This window comes from Sphingopyxis sp., assembly GCF_965227415.1.
Lineage (GTDB): Bacteria > Pseudomonadota > Alphaproteobacteria > Sphingomonadales > Sphingomonadaceae > Sphingopyxis.
On the sequence record NZ_OZ245749.1, the window covers coordinates 4,047,332 to 4,068,375 of the forward strand.

The 21,044-nt window shown below is 63.5% G+C and carries 19 protein-coding genes; 5 read left to right on the forward strand and 14 right to left on the reverse strand.

Going from position 1 to position 21,044, the window contains the following annotated elements:
• Positions 1–88: 88 nt before the first annotated feature.
• Entirely contained in the window at positions 89–802 is a 714-nt protein-coding gene (locus ACO055_RS19575) for a LuxR C-terminal-related transcriptional regulator (protein WP_422060517.1), read from the reverse strand.
• A 583-nt stretch (positions 803–1,385) separates the two neighbouring features.
• The gene (locus tag ACO055_RS19580; protein ID WP_422060518.1) at positions 1,386–2,183 is read right to left on the reverse strand and encodes a transglutaminase-like cysteine peptidase; all 798 of its coding nucleotides are present in this window, start codon (positions 2,181–2,183) and stop codon (positions 1,386–1,388) included.
• Positions 2,184–2,373: 190 nt separating this feature from the next.
• Between ACO055_RS19580 and ACO055_RS19585 the strand changes: the two genes are divergently transcribed.
• Positions 2,374–2,631, forward strand: a complete 258-nt coding sequence (locus ACO055_RS19585) for a hypothetical protein (RefSeq protein WP_422060519.1) — start codon at positions 2,374–2,376, stop codon at positions 2,629–2,631.
• A 44-nt stretch (positions 2,632–2,675) separates the two neighbouring features.
• On the opposite strand, the gene guaA is transcribed toward ACO055_RS19585, so the two are convergent.
• A complete protein-coding gene (gene guaA, locus ACO055_RS19590) occupies positions 2,676–4,247 on the reverse strand; it encodes a glutamine-hydrolyzing GMP synthase (protein ID WP_422060520.1) in 1,572 nt (523 codons plus the stop codon).
• Positions 4,248–4,442: 195 nt separating this feature from the next.
• Between guaA and ACO055_RS19595 the strand changes: the two genes are divergently transcribed.
• Entirely contained in the window at positions 4,443–6,899 is a 2,457-nt protein-coding gene (locus ACO055_RS19595) for an ABC transporter ATP-binding protein (RefSeq protein WP_422060521.1), read from the forward strand.
• Here ACO055_RS19595 and ACO055_RS19600 read toward each other — a convergent pair.
• From ACO055_RS19600 to ACO055_RS19625, 6 genes are all read right to left on the reverse strand, one after another.
• Positions 6,896–7,945: a glycosyltransferase family 4 protein gene (locus tag ACO055_RS19600; RefSeq protein WP_422060522.1), complete on the reverse strand. Its 1,050-nt coding sequence runs from the start codon at positions 7,943–7,945 to the stop codon at positions 6,896–6,898. The genes ACO055_RS19595 and ACO055_RS19600 overlap by 4 nt on opposite strands.
• The gene (locus tag ACO055_RS19605; RefSeq protein WP_422060523.1) at positions 7,942–8,829 is read right to left on the reverse strand and encodes a UDP-2,3-diacylglucosamine diphosphatase; all 888 of its coding nucleotides are present in this window, start codon (positions 8,827–8,829) and stop codon (positions 7,942–7,944) included. The genes ACO055_RS19600 and ACO055_RS19605 overlap by 4 nt, the downstream gene beginning before the upstream one ends.
• A 228-nt stretch (positions 8,830–9,057) precedes the next feature.
• Positions 9,058–10,497 carry an aldehyde dehydrogenase family protein gene (locus ACO055_RS19610; protein ID WP_422060524.1) on the reverse strand — a complete coding sequence of 480 codons (1,440 nt, stop codon included), beginning with the start codon at positions 10,495–10,497 and terminating at the stop codon, positions 9,058–9,060.
• 111 nt (positions 10,498–10,608) lie between these two features.
• Positions 10,609–12,255 (reverse strand): acetolactate synthase large subunit, encoded by a 1,647-nt coding sequence (locus ACO055_RS19615; protein WP_422060525.1) that lies wholly within the window; start codon positions 12,253–12,255, stop codon positions 10,609–10,611.
• A 191-nt stretch (positions 12,256–12,446) separates the two neighbouring features.
• Complete coding sequence (locus tag ACO055_RS19620) at positions 12,447–12,977, reverse strand: hypothetical protein (RefSeq protein WP_422060526.1); 531 nt, start codon at positions 12,975–12,977, stop codon at positions 12,447–12,449.
• On the reverse strand, positions 12,974–13,528 hold the full coding sequence (locus ACO055_RS19625; RefSeq protein ID WP_422060527.1) for a hypothetical protein: 555 nt from the start codon (positions 13,526–13,528) through the stop codon (positions 12,974–12,976). The genes ACO055_RS19620 and ACO055_RS19625 overlap by 4 nt, the downstream gene beginning before the upstream one ends.
• A 122-nt stretch (positions 13,529–13,650) precedes the next feature.
• Between ACO055_RS19625 and ACO055_RS19630 the strand changes: the two genes are divergently transcribed.
• The gene (locus ACO055_RS19630; RefSeq protein ID WP_422060528.1) at positions 13,651–14,091 is read left to right on the forward strand and encodes a hypothetical protein; all 441 of its coding nucleotides are present in this window, start codon (positions 13,651–13,653) and stop codon (positions 14,089–14,091) included.
• Positions 14,092–14,144: 53 nt separating this feature from the next.
• Here ACO055_RS19630 and cobT read toward each other — a convergent pair whose 3' ends face one another.
• Complete coding sequence (cobT, locus tag ACO055_RS19635; RefSeq protein ID WP_422060529.1) at positions 14,145–15,968, reverse strand: cobaltochelatase subunit CobT; 1,824 nt, start codon at positions 15,966–15,968, stop codon at positions 14,145–14,147.
• A gap of 364 nt (positions 15,969–16,332) precedes the next feature.
• Here cobT and ACO055_RS19640 point away from each other — a divergent pair, with 364 nt between their 5' ends.
• Positions 16,333–17,526 (forward strand): MFS transporter, encoded by a 1,194-nt coding sequence (locus ACO055_RS19640; protein ID WP_422060530.1) that lies wholly within the window; start codon positions 16,333–16,335, stop codon positions 17,524–17,526.
• Positions 17,523–17,657: a hypothetical protein gene (locus ACO055_RS19645; protein ID WP_422060531.1), complete on the forward strand. Its 135-nt coding sequence runs from the start codon at positions 17,523–17,525 to the stop codon at positions 17,655–17,657. The genes ACO055_RS19640 and ACO055_RS19645 overlap by 4 nt, the downstream gene beginning before the upstream one ends.
• On the opposite strand, the gene ACO055_RS19650 is transcribed toward ACO055_RS19645, so the two are convergent.
• The 4 genes from ACO055_RS19650 to ACO055_RS19665 all read right to left on the reverse strand — a co-directional run bounded on the left by ACO055_RS19650 (position 17,654) and on the right by ACO055_RS19665 (position 20,938).
• Positions 17,654–18,835: an alpha/beta hydrolase gene (locus ACO055_RS19650; RefSeq protein ID WP_422060532.1), complete on the reverse strand. Its 1,182-nt coding sequence runs from the start codon at positions 18,833–18,835 to the stop codon at positions 17,654–17,656. The genes ACO055_RS19645 and ACO055_RS19650 overlap by 4 nt on opposite strands.
• Entirely contained in the window at positions 18,832–19,821 is a 990-nt protein-coding gene (gene cobS, locus ACO055_RS19655; protein WP_422060533.1) for a cobaltochelatase subunit CobS, read from the reverse strand. Before cobS ends, ACO055_RS19650 begins: the two co-directional genes overlap by 4 nt.
• A 177-nt stretch (positions 19,822–19,998) precedes the next feature.
• Positions 19,999–20,436: a nuclear transport factor 2 family protein gene (locus tag ACO055_RS19660; protein WP_422060534.1), complete on the reverse strand. Its 438-nt coding sequence runs from the start codon at positions 20,434–20,436 to the stop codon at positions 19,999–20,001.
• A 10-nt stretch (positions 20,437–20,446) separates the two neighbouring features.
• A complete protein-coding gene (locus ACO055_RS19665) occupies positions 20,447–20,938 on the reverse strand; it encodes a J domain-containing protein (RefSeq protein WP_422060535.1) in 492 nt (163 codons plus the stop codon).
• Positions 20,939–21,044: the final 106 nt, after the last annotated feature.

Sequence of the window (21,044 nt, forward strand, 5' to 3'; positions counted from 1 at the left end):
GCGGAACCCGAGCCGGTCTGAGGCTTGCCGCTCAGGCGGCTTGGCGGAGGGGAGAGGGGCGTCGCCTCTCCCGCCCGAAATCGTGCCGTCAGGCGGCCCGGCCGTGTACCGGCGACAGCCTGGGGAGAACCCGCGCCGGCCTCACCTCCCGCAAATTGAGCTGCACCGGTTCACCTAAACCATTTTTCACTCCCCAAGTGGCGGCTTGGGTTCGGTTCTCGACGCCGAGCTTGCGAAGGATCGCTTTCACATGAACCTTGACGGTCGCCTCGCAGATGCTGAACTGCCGCGCGATCACCTTGTTCGCCATGCCAGCCATGATGCTTTCGAGAATCTCGATCTCGCGATCGGAGAGCCCGACCGCCGAAGCGGCGCCCTTCCAGTCGCCCGACGTTGCCGTAGGGATCCAGTTTTTGATGTTCGTGACGAGCTGCGAAGGAAAGACCTTCTCGCCCATCGCGATGAGCCGGATCGACTCCGCTAGCGGAGCGCACGATATTTCCTTGATGATGACACCGTCCGCGCCCAGCTGGAACGCCTCGACGACTTCTTCGAAGGAATAATGATCGAGGAGAAGCGCCATACGCGCTTCGGTTCGTCGCGCGGCGATCTCTCGGCAGGCGTCACGTCCATTGCCGCCTGCGCCATCGATGATGATGACGTGGTCGGGCTTGTCGCTGAGGATTTGCCCCGCTGCATTCAATAAGCCGGATACGTCGGACACGGACGCCTCGATCTCGAAGCTTTCCCCCGACAATATCTGCTTTAGCCCCTCGCGCGCGATTTCATTTTTCGCGAGCATAGAAATGGAAACTACCTTCGACATTCTCCGCCTCCCTGAATTCTCAGTTAAGGCAACCCTGTGAGGTTCGATCGACGGCGACCTTACGCCGATCCTCCTTTCTTTCTGTTAAGTTTTGTTAAGAACCCTGCTTTCAAAACTGATTACTGCAATAATGGTTATACCAGTAGCTTACGGAATCCATGCAGAATCGCACCATTACCTCCTTAGAGGTATCGCGGGATTCTGCCCGCTTGGCCAGCTCCTCCTCCCTCTCGCTAGGTGCGCTTTGGCATATCCGCAAGAATGCAATGACTTAGCGCTAGCACGTTCAGGCCATAAAGTGAAGGTACCGCAATCCTTTGGGGTGAGGGGAAGGACGTCGGAATGTCCCCAACCTGTCATACACTTATAATATTAGGGAAATATGTTAGTTATCTCGTTGCATTTAACCAAGCGGAGCTGAGAATCGGCCTTCCGAGTCGCGACGCTTTCGCAACAGATCGGGGCCGTTCCTTTTGCAACAGGCGTGGCGCATTCAATGCGATCACCGCGCCACTATATCGCCAGTTTTGAACTTTGTCGGTCCGGCGTGGGTAACGGGTCAGACCCCGCTGCCGAGCGGCCAGCTGATGAGCGCAAAGATGGCGCCCGATGCGAGCAGGTTCTCCTGATCCCCATCATATCGGGTCGCCTTGTAAGCGATCCTTGCCGCGCGCGCGGTCATGTCGTTTGTTGCCGCTGGCGCCAGCGGCCGGCTATCCGTCGCGATCCTCGTGAAGCGCTGCGCCGGCGGCGGATCGAGATAACCGTGCACAAAGCTGCGTTCGCCGCTGAACGACATGATCGGCCGCACTGCGATCGGCCGGCTGCCGTCATAGACGCGGTCGGTCATGTTATCGAGCGCAACCCACCCGGTTTCCGTCCGGACCAGGAGCAGCGCGTGATCGGCGCCAAGCGCAAGGTCGCGGAGGAGGACGAGTTTGACGCGGTCGTCGCCGATGCCTGCCGCGCGCAGCATTTGCATCTTGAGGATCGCAAAATCCTCACAGTCGCCGCTGCCGCGCGCAATCGTCTCCGACGCCGTAGCCCAGACATCGCCTTGGCCATAGTTGCGGTCATCGGTGACATAGGTGACGCGGTGGTTAACCCAGCGGTTCACGCGCTCGAGTATTTCGGTCTCTGCAAGGCCGCGGCGCGCGCCGGCCATTTGAAGTTCGATGCGCATCAGGCGGCCCGGCGCAGCGCGGCGTACCCGGTTCCACCGGTTATCGAAGCGCGTATGGTCGATGGCGATTGCCGCAGTCCCGAGCTCTGAAGCGCTGTCGTAACTCTGCTCGATCGCGATCATGGGGCAGGCCGGTTCGGACCCGCTCGGAAAATTGGCCGTTGCGTAGGCCATGATGGGCGCTGCTGAAGGGGCCGGCTCAAGCGGTTTCGCCAGTTCTGCGCCCGATCCTTCCTGGCTCATGCGCATGCGTTCGAGCGCGCTCGGTCGTTGTGGAGCCGCCGCCGGGGTGGCCTCGAGGGTTGCGGAACCCGTGCGAGCCGGCGTCTTTCGGCAGATGTCGCCGAGGAACGATGCCGGCTTTATGTTTGACGCCGGAAGCTCAGCGGTATCGACGGCGCACTGCGCGGCGGTCGGCACGGCCGCGGCAGCGATCATAACGGCCATAAACCATGCGCGGCGGCGGCGTATCGGAAGCGGCGGCAACATCATGAATCCGTCGATGCCAAAGAAGCATAAACATTCCGTCTATTGCGGATCCGATTTCAATACCGGCAACGTTAACCGTCGTACTGGTCTTGCCAGTGATGACGGTTTTTCAGATCTGGTCAGGTCAACCTAGCCGAGCAATCGATATGCTTCATGCCGATTGATCGATTGTCACCGTCACTCCCACTCGATCGTGCCCGGCGGCTTGGACGTATAGTCGTACACCACGCGGTTGATGCCCTTCACCTCGTTGATGATACGCGTCGCGCAGCGGCTCAGAAATGCCGCTTCGAAGGGATAGATGTCGGCCGTCATGCCGTCGGTCGAGGTCACCGCGCGCAGGGCGCAGACCTGATCGTAGGTGCGATAGTCGCCCATCACTCCGACAGTGCGGACAGGGAGCAGCACTGCAAAGGCCTGCCAGATATCGTCATAGAGGCCAGCGGCGCGGATCTCTTCGAGGTAGATGGCGTCGGCCTTGCGCAAGATGTCGCAACTGGCCTTCGTCACTTCGCCGGGAATGCGGATCGCGAGGCCGGGGCCGGGGAAGGGATGGCGGCCGACGAAGATGTCGGGAAGGCCGAGTTCCTTGCCGAGCAGGCGGACTTCGTCCTTGAACAGCTCGCGCAGCGGTTCGACGAGCGCCATCTTCATCCGCTCGGGAAGGCCGCCGACATTGTGGTGGCTCTTGATCGTGACGCTCGGCCCACCGGTAAAGCTGACGCTTTCGATCACGTCGGGGTAAAGCGTGCCTTGCGCAAGGAAGTCGGCGCCGCCCAGCTTTTTGGCTTCTTCGTCAAAGACGTCGATGAAAGTCTTGCCGATGAACTTCCGCTTGGCCTCGGGGTCGGAGACGCCGGCAAGTCCGGTCATGAACCGCTCTTCGGCATCGACCACGACCAGCGGGATATTATAATGATCGCGGAACAAACGCTCGACCTGCTCGCGTTCGTTGAGGCGCAACAGGCCATGATCGACGAACACGCAGGTCAGCTGATGGCCGATCGCCTCGTGAAGCAGTACCGCCGCGACCGCGCTGTCGACCCCGCCCGACAGGCCGCACAAAACCCGTTTGTCGCCGACCCGAGCGCGGATGTCGGCAATCTTGCTCGCGCGAAACTCGGCCATCGTCCAGTCGCCGGCGAGGCCGCAGATCTTGTGGACGAAATTGGACAGCAGCTTGGCGCCGTCGGGGGTGTGGACCACCTCCGGGTGGAACATCGTCGTGTAATAACGCTTCGCCTCGTTCACGCAGATCGCGAAGGGTGCGTTCGGCGACGTCCCGATGATCTCGAAGCCCTCGGGCGCCTCGGTCACGCGGTCGCCGTGGCTCATCCACACGGGATATTTTTGGCCGACGTCCCAGAAACCGTCGAAAAGCGGACTGGGCTTCAGGATCTCGACGTCGGCGCGGCCGAATTCGGCGGCATGACCGCCTTCGACCGTACCGCCAAGCTGGACGCACAAGGTCTGCTGGCCGTAACAGATGGCAAGGATCGGCAGGCCGCTGTCGAGAATGACCTGCGGCGCGCGCGGGCTGCCTTCGTCGGTGACCGACGCGGGGCCTCCCGACAAGATGACGCCCTTGGGCTGCATCCGCGCGAACGCTTCGGCGGCGCTGTTGAACGGGGCGATCTCGCTATAGACCCCCGCTTCGCGGACGCGGCGGGCGATCAGCTGGGTGACCTGGCTGCCGAAGTCGACGATCAGGATCGATTCAGGCGCGGCGGGAGAGTCGGGAGTCGGCATGGCTGGCCGATAAAGAGGCGCGCCGCCGCTGTCCAGCGGTCGATATGGGTCGTTCGTGGAACAAGCATGGTCCCGACACATTGTTGCGACAATTGCGACATAGCTGAACGACAGACAAAAACAGGCGTCAGCGCGCGTTAACGCCCGGCGTGGCAAGAAAAAACCAAGACAGAAAAGAAACAAGGCCTCTCCCCGATGAAAAAATATCGCTTCTCCCTTTCCACGCGTGCGCTGCTGCTGGCGGCGGGCGCTTCGCTTGCAGTGCCCGCGATGGCGGCAACCGAAGCCACTGCGGTTGCGGCTGCCGATACTGCGGGCCAGCCCGCCGAACCTGCCGTATCGGCGTCGGCCTCCGACGACATCTATGACGATGCCGATCAGAACGAGATCATCGTCACGGCGCCGCGCCTCGCGGGCCAGCTCGACACCGACATTGCGGCCGAGGCCGAACTCGATGAGGCGGCGATTGCAAGTTATGGCGTATCGAACCTGTCCGAACTGATCGACGCGCTCGCGCCGCAAACGCGCTCGGGGCGGGGGCGCGGCAGCGGACGTCCGATCATCCTCGTCAACGGCCGCCGCATCGGCGGCTTCGGCGAAGTGCGCAACCTGCCGCCCGAGGCGATCGCAAAGGTCGAGATCTTTCCCGAGGAGGTCGCGCTGCAATATGGCTATTCGGCCGACGAGCGTGTCGTCAACGTCGTGCTCAAGCCGAATTTCCGCCAGCTTGCCGTCGAGGCCGAGGGCGGTATTCCGACACAGGGCGGCCGTTTCCAGAGCGAAATCGACCCGAGCTTCCTGATGATCGGCAAGAACGGCCGCGTGAACCTCAATGCCGGCTGGGAACATGCGACGATGCTGCGCGAGAGCGAGCGCAACCTGCGCTATGATCCGGCGACGAACGACGCGGCCGAGGCGCCTGCACGCAGCCTCCTGCCGGCGACCGACACCTATTCGATCGACGGCACGATCCAGCGCAGCCTCGACAAGGTTACCGACGCATCGCTAAATCTGCGCTTCGACCAGACGGATTCGCTGTCGCTGCTCGGCCCCGGCGCGGGCGGCGTAGCCGACCCGCTGCGCCGCGACAGCCGCACCCAGAATATCGCCGCGACCGCGAGCGTGAACGGCATGCTTGGCGACTGGCGTTGGTCGGCAACGGGCAATTATGGCGATTCGGACCAGCGCATCCTGACCGACCGGCTGGGCACCTCGCGCGACCGCTTCGACAGCAGCAGCGAGAATTTCGGCAGCAACGTCAATCTGTCGGGCAGTCTTGGCGACGGCTGGGCCGGACCGATCCGTGCGTCGGTGACCGGCGGCTACAGCGGGCTGCGTTATGACAGCCGCTCGGAACGCGGCGCGACGATCACGACGACCGAATTGTCGCGCGACCTGCCCAGCGTGTTCGGCTCGCTCAATGTCCCGCTGCTCGATCCCGAATATCATGCCTGGCCGATCCGCCTTTCGGCGAATCTCAGCGCACAGGTCCAAAAGCCGAGCGATTTCGAGACGCTGAAAAGCTGGGGGGCGAGCCTCAACTGGGTGTTGTCGAAGAATTTCTCGATCGTCACCAGTTTCAACAGCGACGAAGCCGCGCCCAGCGTGACGCAGCTCGGCGCGGCGCCGTTGACCACGCCCGACGTCACCTATTACGACTTCGCAACCGGCCAGACCGTCCGCATTACAACGACGAGCGGCGGCAATCCCTTCCTGCTTACCGAGCGCCGCCGTGACCTCAAGATCGGGCTCAACTGGTCGCCGCCGATGCTCGAAGGGCTCGACCTGTCGGTCAATTACAACCGTAACAAAAGCTATGACACGGCGAACAATTTCCCGCTGCTGACGCCCGAGATCGAGGCCGCGTTCCCTGGCCGGGCCATCCGCGACGCGAACGGCGTCCTGATCGCGCTCGACCAGCGCCCGGTGAATTACGACCGCGCCGAAAATTCGCAGATCCGCTGGGGCTTCAACTTCGGCAAGAGCTTCGCGCAGCCGAAGCAGGGCGCCGGCGGCCCGGGCGGTCTTGGCGGCCTCGGCGGCCCCGGTCCCGGTGGGCCGGGCGGCCCGCCTCCCGGTGCCGGTGCCGGTCCGCGTGGGCCGGGTGGTCCCGGCGGCGGCGGAGGGTTTCGTGGTCGCGGTGGTCCCGGTGGCGGCATGTTCGGCCAACCGCAGGGGGGCCGCTGGCAGGTCTCGCTCTACCACACGATCAAGCTGACCGACAAAGTGCTGATCGGTCCCGGAATCCCCGAACTCGATCTGCTCAATGGCTCGGCAACGGGCAGCGGCGGCGGCAGCAACCGCCACCTCGTCGAGCTCGATGGCGGTGTCTTCTACAAGGGCATGGGCGCCCGCGTCAGCGCGAAATATGACAGCGGCAGCACGGTGGTCGGCGGCAGCGCGGGCGATCTGAAATTCGGCGATCTGGCGACCTTCAACCTGCGTTTCTTCATGGACTTCAGCCAGAAGCCCGAGATCACGAAATCCTTGCCGTTCCTGAAGAGCTCGCGCTTGCGTCTGTCGATCGACAATTTGTTCGACGCCCAGCGCAAGATCACCGACGCCAACGGTATCGTCCCGTTGAATTACCAGCCGGGCTATACCGATCCGCTTGGTCGCTACATCGAGCTGGAGTGGCGCAAGGCCTTCTAGGCCAGGCTGGGGGCGCCCGCCGCGACGTCGACCGGCGTTGCGGCGGGGACGAAGGTTAGCGCCCGCAGGAACTGCGCGGTGCACGCGGACCAAGTATAGCACGCGCTCACATCTGCGGCGTCGGCGCGGTCGCATGCAAGCGCGCCGACGATCGCCTTGTCGAGATCGTCGTCGAGCGCTCCTGCGCCGTCGCGTATGATATCGCCGGGGCCGGGGACCGGATAGGCGGCGACCGGCGTGCCGCACGACAGCGCCTCGATGACCACCAGGCCAAAGGTGTCGGTACGGCTCGGAAAAACGAAGACATCCGCGCCGGCATAGGCCGATGCGAGCGTCTCGCCGCCGAGTTTGCCGAGAAACATGGCTTCCGGATAGCGTGTCCGCAGGTCGGCGAGCGCGGGGCCGTCGCCGACGATCACTTTCGTACCGCGCGGTGCCGTGTCCAGAAACGCCTCGATATTCTTTTCGACCGAGACGCGGCCGACATAGAGCTGGATCGGCCGCGCGAAGCCATCGAACGCCGGATGAGGGGCGCGGTCCTTGTGGAACAGACTGTGATCGACGCCGCGTTCCCACATCATCGTCTGCGTCAGGCCCTGTCCGGCGAGCTCGCTGGCGAGGCTGCGCGTTGCGACCATGATATGCTGCGCAGGACGATGGAACCAGCGGATGAAGCGCCAAACGAACGCCGGCGACACCGGCAGCCGCGCTGCGACATATTCGGGAAAGCGGGTGTGATAGGCGGTGGTGAAGGGAAAGCCGTTGTCGAGGCACCAGCGCCGCGCAGCAAGACCAAGCGGACCTTCGGTCGAGATGTGGATGGCATGCGGAGCGAAAGCGCGGATACGTCGGCCGACGGTCCGGCGGCCGGCGAACGCCAACCGAATTTCTCCATATGTGGGGCAGGGGATCGATCGGAAGAGGTTGGGCGAGATCACCTCGACGTCATGCCCGCCCGCCTGCAATTCGGCGATCGTCGCCTGCAACGTCCGCACCACGCCATTCACCTGCGGCTCCCAGGCGTCGGTGACGATCAGGATTTTCATGCAGCGCGCGCGGGGGCGGGGGCAGGCAGTTGGAGCGTGGCCGGCGCCGACCGCGCGGCAACCTCTTCGGCCCAATGCAGGATCTCCATCGTGCCGTCATGATGCTCGACGAGCGCGGTGCAGCCTTCGACCCAATCGCCGTCATTATAGTAAGTGACGCCGTCGATCTCGCGCATCTCGGCGCTGTGGATATGGCCGCAGACGACGCCGTCGACGCCGCGTGCGCGCGCGGCGTGCGCGACGACCTCTTCATAATGGCCGATGAATTGGACCGCGTTCTTGACCTTGTGCTTGGCGACCATCGACAGCGACCAATAGGGCAGGCCCATCTTATTGCGGACCCAGTTCACCACGACATTGCATTTCATCAGCGCGGTGTAGGCAGCGTCGCCGACGAAGGCGAGCCAGCGGTGCGCCAGCATCACCGCGTCGAAATCATCGCCATGGACGACCAGCAACCGCTTTCCGTCGGCGGTCTCGTGGATCGCTTCGCGGCGGATTTCGACGCCGCCGAAATCGAAGCCATCAAAGGGTTTGATCATCTCGTCGTGGTTGCCGGGGACATAGACGACGCGCGTCCCGCGCTTCGCGCGCTTCAGCACCCGCCAGACGACGTCATTATGCTCGGGCGGCCAGAAGTGGCGCTTCTTGAGCCGCCAGCCGTCGATGATGTCGCCGACCAGATACAGCGTCTCGCAATCGACATGGTCGAAAAAGTCGATCAGCATCGCGGCGTTGCAGCCGCGCGTGCCGAGGTGGATGTCGCTGACCCACACGCTGCGGTAATTGCGGCGCTCGCCGATCACACGTTCGGGAATATGCGGATCGGTCGTGAAAGGGTCGGGGAACCGGGCGGGGATCGGCAGGGTCGAAATCGAGGCCATGTCGTACTCCGTAAACAGCTTGCGGCTGCCCACGGCATAGACAGGAGTTTTGTTACAGGGTGGGAATCGAAGCCGCGACAGTTCGGAGAAAGTTTTGCGGCGGTTTGGTGACGATGCGGGCGGCCTTCGTCATTGCGAGCGAAGCGAAGCAATCTCCGGCTATCGACGTATCATGACGCTCGCGGGAGATTGCTTCGCTTCGCGCGCAATGACAAATTTCTTCGGCGACTAAACCCGCCGGATCACCAAATTCCTGATCTCGCTCATATCCTCGATCGCAAAGCGCACGCCCTCGCGGCCAAGGCCCGAATCCTTGACCCCGCCATAAGGCATGTTGTCGACGCGATAGGAGGACACGTCGTTGACGACGATGCCGCCGACGTCGAGATGATCCCACGCCTCGAGCACCTTGTGGATATCGCGCGTGAAGATTCCCGCCTGAAGGCCGAACTTGCTGTCGTTGACCTCTGCCAGGGCGTCTTCCCATTTCGAAAATTTCGACAGGACCACCACCGGGCCAAAGGCTTCTTCGCGGACGACGTCGGTGTCGCCGGGAACATTTTCGAGCAGGGTCGCTTCCATCATGTTGCCGCCGCATCCGCCGCCCGCGAGCAGGGTCGCGCCAGCCGCCACTGCGGCATCGACCCAGCCCTTGAGTCGCTGCGCTTCCTTTTCGGAGATCATCGGGCCGATGAAGGTGTCGCGCAACTTCGGGTCGCCCGATTTCAACGTCTTGACCTTCGCAGCTAACATGTCGCGGAACTGGTCGTAGATATCTTCGTGGATGATCGTGCGCTGCACATGGATGCAGCTTTGTCCCGATTGATAATAGCCGCCGAAGATGATCCGCGCGAGCGCATGGTCGAGGTCGGCATCCTTGTCGACGATCACCGCGGCGTTGCCGCCGAGTTCGAGCACGACTTTCTTCTTGCCCGCCTTGGCCTTCAGATCCCAGCCCACGCCTGGCGAGCCGGTGAACGACAGCAGCTTCAGCCGCTCGTCGGTCGTGAACAGGTCGGCGCCGGCACGGCTTGCAGGCAGGATGCTGAACGCGCCTTCGGGCAGGATGTCGCACTCGGCGAGGACTTCGCCCATGATGATCGCGCCCAGCGGCGTCATCGACGCGGGCTTCATCACGAAGGGACAGCCGATCGCGATCGCCGGCGCGATCTTGTGCGCGGCGAGGTTGAGCGGAAAGTTGAACGGCGAGATGAAACTGCACGGGCCGATCGGCACGCGCTTCCACATCCCCATATAGCCCTTGGCGCGCGCCGAGATGTCGAGCGGCTGGATCTCGCCATAGTTGCGCACCGCTTCCTCGGCGGCGATGCGGAAGGTATCGATCAGGCGGCTCACTTCGCCTTCGCTGTCGGCGATCGGCTTGCCCGCCTCGACGCACAGCGCATAGGCGAGTTCGTCGAACCGCTCGCGAAAGCGTTTGACGCAATGGTTCAGGACATCCTGCTTCTCGAAGCTCGCGAGCCGCGCCATCGGCTCGGCGGCGCGGACGGCCCCCGCGATCGCTTCGTCGATCACGTCGGGCGTTGCGAGCGCGGTGCGGAATGCGACCTCGCCGGTATATTTGTCGATCACCTCGAGATCGGTGTTCGGCTGCACCGCCTTGTTGTTGAGATAGAGCGGATAGACGTCCTTCAACTTCACAATCATTCTCCGACGCAGTCATCCCCGCGAAGGCGGGGACCCAGGGCTATAACGCGCAACGCTGGCGCTGGATCGCTCTGGACCCCGGCCTTCGCCGGGGAACAGGAGCTGAGAGAATTAAAGTTCCTTCGACAGCTTCTTGATGTCGATGTTGAGGATCTGGTCGTTCTCCGAATAATCGACCGGGCAGTCGATCAGGTGCACGCCGGGCGTGTCGCGCGTGTGCGCGAGCAGTTCCTTCAGATGCGCGGCGCTTTCGACGCGGTGGCCGTAGGCGCCATAGCTTTCGGCATATTTGACGAAATCGGGGTTGCCATAGGTCAGGCCCCAATCCTTGAAGCCCATGTTCGCCTGTTTCCAGCGGATCATGCCATAGCTGCTGTCGTTCAGGATCAGCACGGTCAGATTGAGGCCAAGGCGCACCGCGGTCTCCATCTCCTGGCTGTTCATCATGAAGCCGCCGTCGCCGCAGATCGCCATGACCTTGCGGTCGGGATAGACCATCGACGACATCATCGCCGACGGCAGGCCCGCGCCCATCGTCGCGAGCGCGTTGTCGAGCAGCACGGTGTTCGGCTTGCATGCGGTGTAGCCGCGCGCGAACCAGATCTTATAGACGCCATTGTCGAGGCATATGATGCCGTCGTCGGGCATCGCATCGCGGATCGATTGCACCAGATGCGGCGGAAAGATCGGGAAGCGCGCGTCGGCGGCAAGCGGCGCGGTATGATCGACCTCGGCTTTGCGGAAGGCGAGCATATGGTCGAATTTCCAGCCGCCGTTGGGGACGATGTCCTCCTTCATCTGCCACACGGCATTGGCGATATCGCCGATCACCTCGATGTCGGGGAAATAGACCGGATCGACCTCGGCGGTCTTGCTCGACACATGGATCACCGTCGGCCCGCCCTGCTTCATGAAGAAGGGGGGCTTCTCGATCACGTCATGGCCCAGGTTGACGATACAGTCCGACGCCTCGACCGCGCGATGGACGAAATCGCCCGCCGACAAGGCCGCGCAGCCCAGGAATTTCGGGTGCCGCTCGTCGATCACGCCCTTGCCGAGCTGCGTGGTCAGGAAGGGGATGCCGGTCTTTTCGATGAATTGCAGCAGCATCCGGCTGGTCATCGTGCGGTTCGCGCCCGCGCCGATCACCAGGACCGGCGACTTCGCCGCTTCCAGCGCCTTCACCGCTTCGCGGATCGACTTCACATCGGCGTTCGGACGGCGCGAATGGCTGCGCTTGATCGGGGTGCTGTCGGTATGCTCGTCGGCGATATCCTCGGGCAGTTCGATATGCACCGCGCCTGGCTTTTCCTCCTCGGCAAGGCGAAAGGCTTCGCGCACGCGGCTCGGAATATTGTCCGACGACGCCATCTGGTGCGTATATTTGGTGATCGGCCCCATCATCGCGACGACGTCGAGGATCTGGAACCGGCCTTGCTTCGACTTCTTGATCGGCTTCTGCCCGGTGATCATCATCATCGGCATGCCGCCAAGCTGCGCATAGGCGGCCGCCGTCACGAAGTTCGTTGCACCGGGCCCCAGCGTTGCCAGGCATACGCCGGTCTTGCCCGTATGGCGGCCATAGGTCGCGGCCATGAAGCCCGCACCCTGTTCGTGGCGGGTCAGGATCAGCTTGATCTTCGTCGAGCGCGACAGGCTGTCGAGAAAGTCGAGATTTTCTTCGCCCGGAACGCCGAAAATATACTCGACGCCTTCTTCTTCCAGGCAATCGATGAACAGGTCGGATGCTTTTTTCACAGTCAGTCGCCCCCTATGGCAACGCACCTTGTTCGGTGCGGCTCGCAGTCCGTGCCGGCGACCTTCAGCACAATGATGATGCAGCGGTGCTCGTCGTAGCCCCGCGAGTCCCTGCTGCTCCGGAAGGGTTTGTAACGAGGGCAGAACGGGTTGTCACCTGCGGGCGGTCACGCCGGCTGTACCGCGATCGGTCAGCGTCTCTCGATCCACAGATCGCGATCGAGTTTGCCCGATACTTCGGAACCGACGGGAATTTCCGCGCTGCGCCCCGTCGCAATGAAGGGCAGCGCCAGAAAGGCGAGCGCGGTCGCTGCGCCGTCGCCGGCATCCTTCTTGCCGCGAACGCCCAGCGTGCCGCTCATGCGGACGGTGCCGCCGGGCAGCTCGGCGTAAAGGAGCGCCAGGTCGAGCTTGCCCGACCGCCCGAATGCGCCGCGGGGATCTGCCGAAGTCAGCTGCGCGACGACTATTGTTCCTTCGGGGATCGCCGCGATGCTGTCGATGAGTACGGGCGCCGCGACCTTCAGGTAGAGGAGGTCGCCTTTGACGCTCCTTTTGCTCGACAGGGCATTGGTGGTGACGAGGTCGACAACCGTTCCGGCGGGAATCAATATCCGTGTTGCCTTTGGCGCAGGCGCCGCGACGACGACCATGTCCTGACCGCCGGCCGGCAGGGCGACCGCGAGGGCGCCAACCGCCAACGCTGCGTAAAGTCTCGTCACTGCGCTGCCAGCGTCGGTCGCGGCAGCTCGATGTCCTGCTCGACGAAGCCCGTCATCAACTCGCCGGCCTTGATCTTGGCGTTATTGCCTTTTGCAAACAGGCCGAGCGGACCCAGCGCGAGCACGCCGAGAGCGGTCTCGCCCCCGGCGCTGGCGCCCTTGGCCGTATTGGTGCCGCTGACCGGCACGCGGATGGTGCCGCTTTCGATATAGAGAAGCCGTGCTTCGAGCGATCCGCCCTTGCCGACGTTGCCGCTCTTCTTGGCGTCGAGCACCTCGCCCCACGCGGTCGCTCCGACGGGTATGACGATCAGGCCGTCGATCGTCACCGGCTTGTCGACGCGCAGTTTGAAGCGGTGCCCGGCAAGATGGGTTTTCGTGGTCACTTCGGACACGACCATGAAATGCACCGGCGTGTCGCGCCGCAAGACGATCGGAGCGACTGCGTCATCGCTTGTCGCCCCGACCGGCGTGATGATGGCATCGGTCGGCACCTCCTGCGCTGCGGACAGAAGCAACGCCGCAGCGATTGCAGCATTTATCGAAAACATGATTGTCCCCCTTAACCCAGCGGTTCTTAGGCCATGAACTGAAGGAAATGCCAAGGCAGAATTCTGTTGACCTGCGCAGTTTCGCGGACAAACTAGAAGGCTCGTATTGGGGGAGCAAAAGCATGAATAAGATGGGTATTATTGCGGCGATGGCCATTGCCTCGGCGGCGGTTTCATCGCCTGCGATGGCAAAGAAACAAGCGACCTATGTCATGGTTAACGAAGAGATGGGCGTGCCCGTCTTTCCCTATGATATCACCGACAAGCCGTACAAGATCGTCGGCGTCGTGACCGCCGGGGTTCGCAAGGCGACGATCTTCAGCAAAGAGCCCTCGCAGAAAAAGATTTATGCCGAAATCTGGGAGCGCGGCGAGAAGATGGGCGCGGATGCCGTCATCGGCGCCAAATATGGCGACAGCCACATCACGGCACTGAGCTGGGGCAACACCAAGGCTGGCGGCGTTGCAATCAAGTTTCTCACCGAGGCCGAAATTGCTGCGGGCGCGAAGAGCGACACCCTCGAAGGGTTCAATCCCGAGACGTGGAGCGGCAAGAAGATGTAAGTTGCCCTGTCACGGGACGAACAGGGGATCGGCATTGCCGGTCCCTTTTTTGTTCAATCGATATCGAACAGACCCGCCAACTGTTCGACCATCGTTCCGCCCAGTTGTTCGGCATCCATGATGGTCACCGCGCGGCTGTAATAGCGCGTCACATCGTGCCCGATGCCGATCGCGCAGAGCTCGACCGGTGATCGGCTCTCGATCCATTCGATCACCTGGCGCAGATGCTGGTCGAGATAGGCGCCGTGGTTGACCGACAGCGTGCTGTCGTCGACCGGCGCGCCGTCGCTGATCACCATCAGGATGCGGCGTTCCTCGGGGCGGTTGATGATGCGGTGGTGCGCCCACATCAGCGCCTCGCCGTCGATATTTTCCTTGAGCAGCCCCTCGCGCATCATCAGGCCGAGCGACTTGCGCGCGCGGCGATAGGGCTCGTCGGCGGGCTTGTAGATGATGTGGCGCAGATCGTTGAGGCGGCCGGGATGCGCGGGGCGCCCCGCGGCGAGCCAGTCCTCGCGGCTCTGCCCGCCTTTCCACGTCCGCGTGGTGAAGCCCAGGATTTCGGTCTTCACGCCGCAGCGTTCGAGCGTGCGCGCGAGGATGTCGGCGCTGATTGCGGCAATGCTGATCGGGCGCCCGCGCATCGACCCGCTGTTGTCTATCAGCAGCGTGACGACGGTGTCGCGGAAATCGGTATCGCGCTCGATCTTGTAACTGAGCGACTGGCCGGGCGAGACGATGACACGCGCGAGGCGGGCGGCGTCGAGCTGGCCTTCCTCCTGGTCGAAGTCCCACGCGCGGTTCTGCTGCGCCATCAGGCGGCGCTGAAGCCGGTTCGCCAGCTTGGTCACGGCGCCCTGCAGATGCGCCATCTGCTGGTCCAGATAAGCGCGCAGCCGCGTGAGTTCGTCGGCGTCGCACAGCTCGGTCGCCGCGACGATCTCGTCATGCTTTTCGGTGAAACGCAAATAGTTGAAATCGGGGACATCGGTCGGCAGGCGGTTGGGACGCACCGGCAGCATGCCTTCGTCGCCTTCGCCGCCCATCTCGGGCTCGCCGTCGGCTTCCATTTCCTGCGCGTCGGGATCGCTGTCGCCATCGTCGGCCTGGTCACCCGCCATTTCGGCGCGAGCGTCGACCTGGCTCTCGCCGCTGCCGCCGTCTTCGCTTTCCTGTTCTTCCTGGCTCTCTTCGGCCTCGGACTGATCCTCGTCGCCGCCGTCTTCGGCGCCCTCTTCCATCGGCTCGTCGCCATAGATAAGGTCGAGGTGGCGAAGCGCCATCTTCGCGGTCTCGGCAAAGGCGGCCTGATCGTCGATCAGCATCGCCAGCGCGTCGATGTCGCCGCCGGCTTCGTTGGCGATCCATTCGCGAACGAGCGACAATCCGGTCTCGGTACCCTGCGGCGCTCGTTCGCCGGTCAGCGCTTCGCGCAACATCAACTCGAGCGCGCTCGAAATCGGCACGTCGGCGCGCTCCTGCGCGCGGCTGATCGGGTCGCTGCGCATCCGCATGGTCAGCGATGCCGACAGGTTCTGACGCATACCCGCCATGTTGCGCGCGCCGAGCGCTTCGATCCGCGCTCGCTCCATCGCGTCGAACGCCGCGGCGGCAAGCGGTTCGGCCGGACGAGCGGCATTATGCACCTTGTCGCTGTGATGCTTCATCCGCAGCGCATAAGCGTCGGCGAACCCGCGCGCTTCGGCGACCTGATCGCGCGGCAGCGTGCGCGACGGCGTCGGCACCTTGATCGCCTTGCCGATCTGGACGGGCGCGTCGGCAGTAAAGCCGACCTCGACTTCGGGATCGCGCGTCACCGCGCGCGCAACGCTCGACAGCGCGGCTTTGAGATCGTCGAGAGGGGATTGGGCAGACATTTCGAGTCGGCTCTAACCAGCTTTGGCCGGCGAAGAAACTCCCTTTCATCGTCATGCCGGACGGGATCCGGATATGTCCGATGGGGGCAAGTATGTGTTCCCCCGCGAAGGCGGGGGTCCAGCTGCCGGGACAGACGCGCGCGGCAGCGCACCCTTCGACGCTTCGCGTAAACGCTGGAGCCCCGCCTGCGCGGGGGGGCACGCCTTCCTTGTCCCATTGGGATAATTGCCGATCGAGGAAGAGGTGACGAAGAGAGAATGGGTCTCGCCATAGCTAAGCTCGCTTGACGAAAATGGGAGGCGGGAGCATCGCCGCGCCATGTCCTCCCCCCGCAGTCTCCCCCATGAAACGACCCTGGCCCCGATGAAACGACCTTGGATCGTGATCGTTTGCGCCGCCTTCATCGTCACGCTGGCGATGGGGGTAAGACAGAGCTTCGGGCTGTTCCTGCCGCAGATGAGCGTCGACATCGGGATCAGCCGATCGGACTTCGGCCTCGCCATGGCGTTGCAAAACCTGCTCTTCGGGCTGGTCCAGCCTTTTGTCGGCGCGCTGGCCGACAAGCATGGGGCGGGGCGTGTCGTGCTCGCGGGGGCCTTGCTCTATGCGGCGGGGCTGGTTGGCGCGGCGTTCGCGACCGACGCGATCGGCCTTCACATCAGCTTCGGCCTCTTCATCGGCATGGCGCAGTCGGCGACGACCTTCGTCGTCGTCCTCGGCGCTGTCGGCCGCGTCGTCAGCCCGGAAAAGCGCAGCAGCGCCTTCGGCATCGTCACTGCGGGCGGATCGCTCGGACAGTTCCTTGTCGTGCCGCTTGCATCGATGCTGCTCGGCACGATCGGCTATCACGAAACGCTGTGGATCATGGCGGGGCTCGTCGCGCTGTGCGGCTTGCTCGCGATCGGCGTGGCCGGACGCCCCGAAATCGCGGGGACGCGGGAGGTCGAAGAGCAGACCGCCCGCCAAGCGCTGCGCGAGGCGATCGGACATCGCGGTTATTGGCTGCTCAACGCGGGCTTCTTCGTCTGCGGATTCCACATCGCCTTCATCGCGACGCATCTGCCCGCCTATCTCGACGACAAGGGGCTCGGGATCGGCGTCGGCGCACAGGTGCTGATGCTTGTCGGATTGTTCAACATTCTCGGCTCCTATGTGTTCGGCCGCGCCGGCGACGTGTTGCGCCAGAAATATGTGCTGTCGGCGCTCTATGTCGCGCGGTCGGCCGTGATCGCCCTGTTCCTGCTGCTTCCGCTCAGTCACGCGAGCGCGCTCGTCTTTGCCGGCGCGATGGGTTTCCTCTGGCTCGGCACCGTGCCGCTGACCAGCGGCATTGTCGGCCGTATCTTCGGTATCCGCCATATGTCGATGCTCTATGGCATCGTGTTCTTAAGCCACCAGATCGGCAGTTTTTTCGGCGCGTGGATGGCGGGGCTGATCTTCGACGCGACCGGCAGCTACAACATCGCCTGGGGCTTTGCGATCGCCCTCGGCCTGTTCGCGGGCCTCGTCCACCTGCCCATCGCCGACGCGCCGGTCAAACGGTTGCAACCGGCGTGAGGCTGTCTCGGCAGGACGGGATAGCGGCCGCGCTGTTTGCCGCCATCGCAGTCGCCGGGCTGTGGCTATGGACGGGCGAAGGCCCGGTCGTATGGCTCGCCAATTTCGCGATCATGTGCGGTTTTGGTTAGTCGGCCGTCCGATTGCAGATCGTCTGGTCGAGTTCCTTGGGCGCGGCCGGGTCGGGCCTGAGCAGGAACACATGGGCCAGACGCGTTGCAGCGCGCGCGGGCCACGACTCCTTGCGCGCGATGGCATCGACGAAATCGCGGCACGCGACCGCGCTGCGCAGGAAATTGCTGTGCCCTGTCGATCCGCGCGACACGTCGGTCGTGTCGACGACGGTTATGCCGGGGATCGCGCTGGCATAGCAGCGCTCGGGAAGCCCCTTGGCCTTCAGATCGGCCGCCTCGAACGGGTTGAAGCAATAAGGCGAGCCGAGCCGCGGATAGCCGTGCACCGCGCGCGACACCGCCAGCGCCTTGTCCTTCGCCGAGACATAGATGGTGATGTGCCGACCTAGCGCGACGCGGTCGGGCGCCAGCACTTCGTCGACGATATCACGCTCGAAAGTCTCGCGATCGATATCGGGTGAAGCGAGGATGATGTTGGAGATATTGCCCGTCCGATCAGCCCGCCGCGACATGCGGTCCACCGACCCAATCGCGGGGATCACCAGACGCGCGCCGAGCGAGTGCGACACGATCACGATTTCCTTTACCCACGGCTTGTCGGCAAGGCTGCGCAGGAATTCGCGGAAATTGCGCACGTCGTGATACATGTTGGTCTCGTCGGCGGCATATTTCAGCACCTCGCCCTGCGACGGCCAGCTATATTCGATCACCGGACCATCGAAGCCCGTCATGCGTGCGATTTGCGCCGCATCCTTCGACGTCGTCTCGAACGTCTCGCGATAGCCGTGGACATACAGCAACACGCGGCCCTGTCTGCGGTCGGTTTCGGCCTGCAGTCCTTGCCACCAGTCGCCTTCTTGCTGGAAGGCGATGGGCGTGAGCAGCTTTTTCTTGCCGGCAAGCTCCATTTCGCGCGGCGCGGCGAAGCGGCCATAGCGCACAACGTCGGCGCGGTGATGGAGCAGTTCGATCGTGTCGTTGCGGCAGTCGGGAAGCCGGCTGGTCACGACAAAGAGCGGCAGTCCGGCCTCGTCGATCGCCGCTCCCGGCTGCGCCGTGCAGCGCGGATCGGCGACATAGGCGGCGTGCGGAATCTTGCCATAGTCGACCGGTGTCACACAGCCGGTCAGCCCCAGCGCGGCAAGCGCCACCGCGAGGTGGCGCCTGTATGTCACTTGCCGACGACGCTTTCGGGCAGGTCTTCGCCGAACACGCGCTGATAATATTCGGCGACGATCATCCGTTCGGCCTCGTCGCACTTGTTGAGGAAGGTCAGGCGGAACGCGAAGCCCAGATTGTTGAAGATCGCGGCGTTCTGCGCCCAGCTGATCACGGTGCGCGGACTCATGACCGTCGATATGTCGCCGTTGATGAAGCCCTGGCGCGTCAGGTCGGCGACCTTCACCATATTGGCGACGGTCGCGTCGTTGGTGCCGGGCACCTTTTTCAGGATGATCTCGCTTTCGGTCGCCGCGGGCAGATAGTTCAAGGTCACGACGATGTTCCAGCGGTCCATCTGGCCCTGATTGATCTGCTGCGTCCCGTGATACAGCCCGCTCGTATCGCCAAGGCCGACGGTGTTGGCGGTCGAGAACAGGCGGAAATGTGGGTTCGGGCGGATCACGCGGTTCTGGTCGAGCAGAGTCAGCTTGCCCTCGGCTTCCAGCACGCGCTGGATCACGAACATGACGTCGGGGCGTCCGGCGTCATATTCGTCGAAGACGAGCGCGGTCGGCGTCTGAAGCGCCCAGGGAAGCAGGCCTTCGCGAAACTCGGTGACCTGCTGGCCGTCGCGAAGCACGATCGCGTCGCGGCCGACAAGGTCGATGCGGCTGATATGCGCATCCAGGTTGACGCGGATGCACGGCCATTTCAGCCGCGCGGCGACCTGTTCGATATGCGTCGATTTGCCGGTGCCGTGATAGCCCTGAACCATGACGCGGCGATTGAACTTGAAGCCCGCCAGGATCGCGAGCGTCGTGTCGCCGTCGAAGACATAGGCGGGGTCGAGGTCGGGGACGCGCTCGTCGGATTCGCTGAACGCCGGGACCTGCATGTCGATATCGACGCCGAACAGCTCGCGCGCATCGACCTCGATATCGGGCGCCGAAAGAAGCGTCGAACCATGATGGTCGGGAAGGCTGTTCGGAATATCGGTCATCATTGGCGTCCATTGATTTTCGTCATGCCGAACCTGTTTCAGCATCCATGGCCCGACATCGCGGCCTTGAACCATGGACCCTGAACCAAGTTCAGGGTGACGATGAGGAAGAGTCGGCGCGTTGTTGCCGACCGTCGGAGCGCGGTATCGTCATGGGTTGCGGCTTGCAACGCCTTTTCAGAAGAGGCCGAGCGCCTTCAGCACGGCGGACTGGTCATAATAGGGGCGCTCGCAGACGATCTTGTCGCTGCCCGGCGCAAACTCGAAGCTTGCCGCGATCCGGATGCGAAACGACTTGCCCGTCGGTTCGATCGTCCGCACGCCGAGCTTGAGCGGACCCAGATGGGTTCCGGTCAGCCAGAATTCGACCAGCACCGTGTCGGTCGCCGCGTCGGCCGCGATCGCGATCACCTCGTTCGCCTGGTCGGGGAAGGGCTCGCGCGACGCCGCGAAATAGGATCGCACCGCAACTTCGCCGTCAAAGATGGTGCCGGGCCCCATCAGTTCATAGCGCGGACGTTCGAAAGTCGCGATGACGCCGTCCCAGTCGTGCGATATCTCCAGCGCCATGTGCCGGCGCACCACGTCGATCCGTGCTTCGTCGAGTTCGCTCATCGTTCCTCTCCTATGCGAACGGCTTTGTCTTTCGCAGCAATTGATATGCCGCAACGACTTCGCCGAGTCTCGCCTCGAAACTGCGATCGCCGCCATTTCGGTCGGGATGATATTTGCGGACGAGCTCGCTGTAGCGGCGTCTGAGCGACGCGCGGTCGGCGTCGGCGGGCAAGCCGAGCAATTGCATCGCGCGATTTTCTTCGCGCGTCAGTCCCGGATTGGCGGCTTCGCGCCGCGCCTCGTCCATCCGCTGACGGAAACGCGCGCCCAGCGCGTCGATCGGGTCCCTGAAATCGGCCCAGCGCGGCGGCAGGTCGGCGCTGCCCGCGGCGCGGAAGGTCCGGCTTTCGGTTTCCCAGCCCGCAGTCGGCGACTGCGCTTCGATGATCTGGTCGGCGCTCATGCCTTCGAAGAAATTATAGCCCGCGTTGAATTCGCGGACATGGTCGAGGCACAGCCAGCGGTACTGCGGCGGCCCGTCGGGCGACCGGGTCCACGACATCGGCGCGCGAAATTCGCCGGGTTCGCGGCAGCCGGGCGCGGCGCACGGCTCTTCGCGGGGGACGCGGCCATGAAAACGGGACGGACGTGCAGAAGAAGGCACAACA